At 63.6% G+C, this 6,640-nt stretch carries 3 protein-coding genes; 2 read left to right on the forward strand and 1 reads right to left on the reverse strand.

Annotation, left to right across the window (positions count from 1 at the left end; translation table 11 throughout):
• Window positions 1-62 precede the first annotated feature (62 nt).
• Window positions 63-1,739, reverse strand: coding sequence for a ShlB/FhaC/HecB family hemolysin secretion/activation protein (locus tag ASE66_RS30055; protein ID WP_210178657.1), 1,677 nt, complete (start codon window positions 1,737-1,739; stop codon window positions 63-65).
• Between the two features lie 272 nt (window positions 1,740-2,011).
• Between ASE66_RS30055 and ASE66_RS30060 the strand changes: the two genes are divergently transcribed.
• Together ASE66_RS30060 and ASE66_RS30065 are read left to right on the forward strand one after the other, a co-directional pair.
• Complete coding sequence (locus tag ASE66_RS30060) at window positions 2,012-3,364, forward strand: FecR family protein (RefSeq protein ID WP_057193649.1); 1,353 nt, start codon at window positions 2,012-2,014, stop codon at window positions 3,362-3,364.
• Window positions 3,365-3,444: 80 nt separating this feature from the next.
• A complete protein-coding gene (locus ASE66_RS30065) occupies window positions 3,445-6,159 on the forward strand; it encodes an EAL domain-containing protein (RefSeq protein WP_057193650.1) in 2,715 nt (904 codons plus the stop codon).
• The last annotated feature ends 481 nt before the right edge of the window (window positions 6,160-6,640 follow it).

The following is a 6,640-nucleotide window of genomic DNA, read 5'->3' on the forward strand; positions in this document are numbered from 1 at the left end:
CAGGTGAGCCCGCAAAGTCCGTTGCCTGGATTTGGTTAAACGGGTGATAGCGTGGCTGCCCCTTACCCGCAGTGCCAGTCTCCCCGCTCGGGACAAGCCTTCAGAATCGTCGACAGGGAGAACAGTACGGTCGCGCCGCGGCCGCCCCTGCTGGGCGACTTGTAGCTCAGCGGACCTGCTACAGTGACCCCTGCTTCGACCGAATCGTTGAGCTGCAGGCGTACGCCGCCGCCCACCGCGGAGAGTGACTGGACGATGTCCTTCGGCGCCGCATAGCTGCGGACGGCTCCGCCTTCGACGAAGCCGAAGAGCTGCACGTTCTTCAGGAAAGATAGGCCGGGCCGGTAGTCGTAGCGCAGCTCGGCCGAACCGGCGATGCCGTTGTCGCCGGCGAGCCAGCCGCTCTGGAAGGCGCGGCCGAAGGCACCGCCGCCGAGATAAAACTGCTGCGAGATCAGCAACGCCTCGGAACTGACCTGACCAGAGCCGGCGAGCTTAATCGACCAGCTTTCGACAAGACCCTGATAGCGCGTCAGCGCACCTTGCAGGACATAGAAGTCACCCGAGCCGTCAAAACGCGAGAGCAACGGATCGTAACGGCGCGAGGCATCGTCGAGGCCGAGCCCCTTGCGCAGGCCGAGCGTCGCGTAGGTCGTGCCTTGCCAGTCGTCGCGCAGGCGGTAATCGGCAGTCAGACTCGCGATACGCAGGCGATCGCGATAATTGATGCCAAAGACGCTCTCCTCGACAATGTTGCTGATGCCCAAGCTGGCGGTTAGCCAGAGCGATTGCCGCTGTGTCTGCAGTGCGACGACCGTCGCCTTGGCTTCGAGATTCTCGGCATCCGACCGAACACGGCCGAGCCGACGTAGATCGCCGGGCCAGACGATGCTGCGCGAGGCCGCGACGCCGACCCGCAGCCAGTCATTGCCGAGCGGCGCATCATAGGAGATGCGGCCATAGCGCAGCTCCTGTGTCGAGCCCGGGACCGACGACAGGTTCACAGCGAGCGTGTCGCCGGGGACGATCAAGGAATTCAGCGCGGCGCCGAAATAGGCCTGCCACGGACCGACGGCATTCGAAGCGGCATTGTCGAAGCCCGCGGAGACGAACACGCTCCAGCTGTCGAGGATCACGGTCAGCCGGAACTGTCCGGAGCCGGTCCCGATTTCCTCCAGCGTCGTGTCCTTGACGCGTACCCCCGGCAGATCGTTGACGAGCAGGAGCTGGCGCTCGAGCGTCGCCAGCCTGGCCGGCCTCTCCTCGGTGATCGGCGCCAGTATCTTGCGCGTGCCGAAGCGATTGGCCTCGTCGCCCTGCACCACCAGTTCTGCGACGGTGCCGGGGATAATCCTAATGGTGACGACGCCGCGCTTGATGTCCTGCGGCGGGATGAGCGCGCGTGTGAGGTGATAGCCGGCATCGCGATGGAGCCTGCTGATCTCGCTAGCGAGGGTGATGAGACCCGCCTGAGAGATCGGCTTGCCGAGCTTGTCGCGATAGGTGGCCTCGATTTCGCCGGAGCCGAGCGGACTGTCGCCCTCGATCCTCACGGCGGCGAGCGTGAACAGCGCCCGTTCTTCACCTTCCGTCTGGTCGTGTGCGGATCTCGCCGCCGGAACCGAAATCCCGTCCCGGGTCTCCTGCAGCCGCTCGACGCGTCGCTGCTGGAGCCTTTGATCGACCGGCTGGATCGACGGAGACTGGAGGCCGCTCTGGGCATGGGCGGGCCCGATCAAGGCCGGCGAGCACATGAGGAGCGGTAGGACCACCGCTCGCAGACTACCACTGGATAGTCCGCCCACCCGCCGCCATGCCATATCGAACATGCACCCGTCTGATGGGCTTTTGCCCAGCCTTCCCCGCCCAAAAACCGTAAATAGACATAGTTAATCAGAGCTTAATGCCTCCTCCTGTTTCAGAGCATCGCACTAAGCCAGCGTTCAGAACTGCCTGTTAAAACGCGGTATAGCCGGCGTTGTACGACCTCCAGGACGGAGACTGCCCACCTATGCTGCGAACGACCCGCATTCTCTTTGCTGCGGGGCTTCTGGCCCTTTTGCATGCGTTGGGGCCGAACAAGGCCTCTGCCCAAGACAATATCTGGCAGGTTAGCAAGGTCTCGGGCGAAGCCTGGATCGCCGGCTCCGGTGTGCAGCAGGTGTCGCTCGGGCAGGCCACGACGCTCAAGCCTGGCGACACGATCCGGACCGGACGCAATGGCCGGGTCCTGCTGGTGCGTGGAGCGGAGAGCATGCTGATCTCCGCGAATTCGCAGGTCGCCGTGCCAACGACGACAGGCTCGGGTCGCTCGACTATCCTCCAGCAGGCAGGTTCGATCCTGCTCGACGTGGAGAAGCGGAACGTCCAGCACTTCGAAGTGGAGACCCCCTTTCTCGCCGCCGTCGTCAAGGGCACGCAGTTTCGTGTCACCGTGACCTCGGGTAGCGCCAAGGTCGACGTCCAGCGCGGTCAGGTCCAGGTCTCGGATTTCCGCTCCGGCCAGTTCGTGCTGGTCCAGCCCGGGCAGGCCGCCAGCACCGCGGGGGGCGGTGCCGCGGGTCTCAAGCTCTCTGGCAGCGGGCAGTTCAGCCCAACCCAGCAGGGCGCGCCGCGTACCCCATCGATCCGCCCGATCTCCATTCCGCGCGACGGCCTGCCCCCGCCGACCGGCGCGGGGCGCGAAGAGCGCCGGGCCAGTAACAGCGAAGGATCGGGCGGCGCCGTTTCCGTCGGTGGCGGGACGGTGCGCATCGGCTCGGCCCTGGGTGAGGTCAAGGTCGACGCCAATGCGGTGACCAGAGGTCTGGCACGTAATTCAAGTGACCAAGGCGTTATTCCGGGACGCCGGCAAGCCGCGGCCTGGTCGACCGGAGAGCTGTCGCCAACGGGCGGCTCGGCGCGAAATGCTGAGCGGAACGGCAATGCGGAAGCGGGCAAGTCGGGCGGCGCGACAGCATTTGCGAACGCGAACGGTCAAGCAAATGGGCAGGCTAACGGCCTGGGCGGCTTCGGAAATGGCGGCAGCGGCGCGACGGTTGTGACCGGCAACGGTGGCGGCAATGGCGGCGGAAACAATGGCCGTGGCAACGCCTGGGGCAACGGCGCCAACAATGGCCACGGCAACGCTGGAAACAATGGCAATGGCAATGCCGGTAGCAACGGAAATGGAAACGGTAACGCCGGTGGCAACGGCAACGGCAATGCCGGTGGAAATGGAAATGGAAACGGTAATGCCGGTGGCAACGGGAACGGCAACGGCAATGCCGGTGGAAACGGAAATGGAAACGGAAATGGTGGCGTGAATCTCGGTCTGAACCTCGGTGGCTTGAACCTCGGGGTGAGCCTCGGCAGGCGCCGCTGATTCTCTTGACGGAATCGTCAGCTTTTCCGCGCTAGCGTCGGGTTGGTTGACCTCGATGCCCGGCAGGGTGGCTGACGGACGTGACGCTGTATCGGCCACACTTCGTTGCATTTGGCTTGCTCGCGCTGGCTTGGCTCGTGGGCCTGCCTGCGGCGCTGGCGGATCTCATCGGCGACAAGCGCTTTCTCTGGCCTCAGCGCCCAGCAAGCGAAACCATTGCGCTGGTAGAGATCGACGCTCCGTCGCTGGCGCGGATTGGGGTCTGGCCATGGCCGCGGCGCCATCATGCCAGGCTGCTCGAGCAACTCGAAGCGGCCGGTGTGACCGACATCCTCTTCGACGTCGATTTCAGCGCCCGCTCCAATCCGGCCGATGATGCGGCCTTCGCGGAGGCGCTGGCCAAGGCCGGCGGCTCGGTTGTGCTGGCGACCTTCCAGCAGAGGACCGGCGATCTGAACCGCGGCGTGACATTGCATGTAAACCGGCCCTTGTCGGAGTTCGCCGCTCACAGCTGGTCTGCCGTGGTCAATGTGCTGCCGGAGACGGACGGGCTGGTACGCCGCTATGGCCTCGGTGCGCGCATCGGTGAATTCGTGCCGTCGTTCGGTGCGCTGCTGGTCGGCCGCCATGATGAGCAGAGCCCGCCGTTCCGCATCGATTTCAGCATCAGAACCGATACCGTTCCGACTGTATCCTATACCGCGGTGCTAGACGGCGAGCCGCAGGCGCTGGCGCGGCTCAAGGGACGCAAGGTCATCGTCGCCGGAACCGCCGTTGAGCTGGGCGATCGTTTTAATGTCCCCAATGGACGCGTCATTCCAGGCTCCATGCTGCAGCTGCTTGCGGCAGAATCGCTGCTGCAAGGCCGCGACCTGCAGAGTACCGGCTTGCCCCTGTCGATCGCCGGAATGCTCGCCATTCTCGCGGCGATGGTTCTGCTCTGGCGGCGGACCAGCGCAAGGAGGCGCGTCGCCGTCGTGCTGTGGACAGCGGCGGCGCTTGAGATCGGCGCACTCCTCACTCAGGCGAAATGGCCGGTCATCGCCGATACGAGCAGCTGGCACCTGCTGCTCGGCGCCTATCTAATCGCCATCGCGCTCGATGAAATCGATCTGCGCGGACTGCTGCGCGGCATCGCCGAACGGCGCTTCGAGCGCATCGCAATGTCGCTGGGCGATGGTCTCGTCTGCCTCAACGATCAGGGGCGCATCGTCTTCTGGAATCCGGGCGCGGCCAGGATTTTCGGCTATTCGGAAGACGAGGCGCTGGGCAGGTCTTTCGCTGAATGCCTTGCCGACTCCCAGGAATTCGCTTCACCACAGTTCGCTCGCCTGCGCGATGCGGCGGCAACGCAGTCCGCCGACGACCATGTTCTCGATCTGGTCGGTCTCAGGCGCACTGGCGAGCGTTTTGCGCTGGAAGCGAGCATTTCCAGCTGGCAGGGCGCTGATGAAAGGCAGTTCGGCCTTGTCCTGCGCGATATCACCGTCAAGCAGCGGGAGCGCGAGCGAATTCGCTATCTGGCCGACCACGACGACCTGACCGGGCTGCTCAATCGGCACACTCTCGGGGAACGTCTCGCTGCGGAGTACGAGAAGGGTGGAGCATCCGTCTCGGCAGTGGTCCTGATCGGCATCGACCGCTTCCATCACTTCAGTGACATCCATGGCAGGGAGTTCGGCGATCAGCTACTCGTCGCATTCGCCGAACGGCTGCTCGCGCTGATGCCACCCGCGGCCGAAGCGGCTCGCTTCGCGGATGACGAATTTGCCCTGCTCGTGCCCCCGGAACGCGTCGCTGCGGTGGCGGATAGTGTTGCGCACGATTTTGAATCAGCAGCGCTCGTCTTCGGCAAGTGGCGCCAGCGGGTGACGGTGCGCATCGGCTATGCCATCGCCGAACCGGGCTGGAGCGCCGATCACATGATCGGCAACGCCCATCTGGCGCTGGAGGCAGCCATCCTGACCCGCGAAGAGCGGCCGATGGGGTTCGCGGCTGCCATGCGCGACAGGATCGCATCGCAACTGGCCCTTGAAGCCGAGCTCCGCATCGCCTTTGAGAAAAATCAATTCGAACTGTTCTACCAACCGCAGGTGCTTCTTTCGGACCGCAGCGTAATCGGAGCGGAAGCTTTGATCCGCTGGCGCCATCCCGTGCGCGGCCTGGTGCCGCCGGGTCAGTTCATTCCGGTGCTGAACAATTCTCCGTTGTCTGACGCCGTCGCGAACTGGGTCCTGGCCACCGCTTGCAGGCAGTCGCGCCGATGGCAGATGGCAGGCAGGCCGATCCGCGTTGGCGTCAATCTCTCGCCCTCGCAGCTCCAGGGCAGCGACCTGCCGGACATCGTCGCCGCGCTGCTCGACGAAACCGGCCTAGCCCCTGAACTGCTCGAACTGGAAGTCACCGAAGACATTTTGATCGAGGACGCCAAGACGGCGCAGAAGACATTCCGCGAGATCCGCGCGCGCGGCGTTAAGATCGCCTTCGACGATTTCGGAACCGGCTATGGCAGCCTGAGCTACCTCAAGGCATTCCCACTCGACACGCTGAAGGTCGACCAAACCTTTGTACGCCACCTAATGAATGACAGTGGCGATGCCGCCATTGTGCGCGCGACTATTGACCTCGGCCGTTCGCTCGGCCTGTCTATTATCGCCGAAGGTATCGAGGATGCCGAAACTGCCAATCGCCTTGGTGGGATGGGATGCGACGAAGGACAGGGCTACTATTTTAGCCGGCCACTTCCTGCTGCTGAATTCGAACAGCAATTTCTGGTGACGCGACATGTAGCCTAGTTTGAAAGCTCTCTCTCACCGAAGAAGGTAGTAAGCGTGCCTCGGCGGTTGAAGAGCTAAGAACGGCCGCTTGCTACGGTCCGGCCCGCAGCTGGCTGGGCGGAGAAACGGGCACCTTCGCGTCCGTCGCGCGCTGGATCTGCGTCAGGCTGTTCATCAGGAACATTGCATTCGGCAGATCCAGCGTTAGCTTCAAAAGTGATCCATTATGGTCGTTGCACTGTAGCTCAACCTGGTTCTGAGCCGTCAGTATCGCACTGCGCATTGACGTTTGACCTAAATTTCGAACTCGGCCCGGCATCCTTCCCCCCGTGGTTGGCCGACAGCCTGAAGCCGGCATTAGCTAGAGCCATTTCGACGTCAGGGTTTGAAGGGGACGACCTTTGCGTTCTCCCTCATCGCCGACCGAGTATGCTCCAGAAGCTTTCGAGCGTTTCCCAATCGCCTTGGATTGGTTGTCCGAACGACGGCGTCAGAATGG

This window comes from Allobosea sp. Root483D1, assembly GCF_001429505.1.
Classification (GTDB): Bacteria; Pseudomonadota; Alphaproteobacteria; order Rhizobiales; family Beijerinckiaceae; genus Allobosea.

Bases quoted from the DNA above. Each gene is read 5' to 3' on its own strand.
- ASE66_RS30060 (WP_057193649.1), top strand. From the start codon at position 2,012: ATGCTGCGAACGACCCGCATTCTCTTTGCTGCGGGGCTTCTGGCCCTT.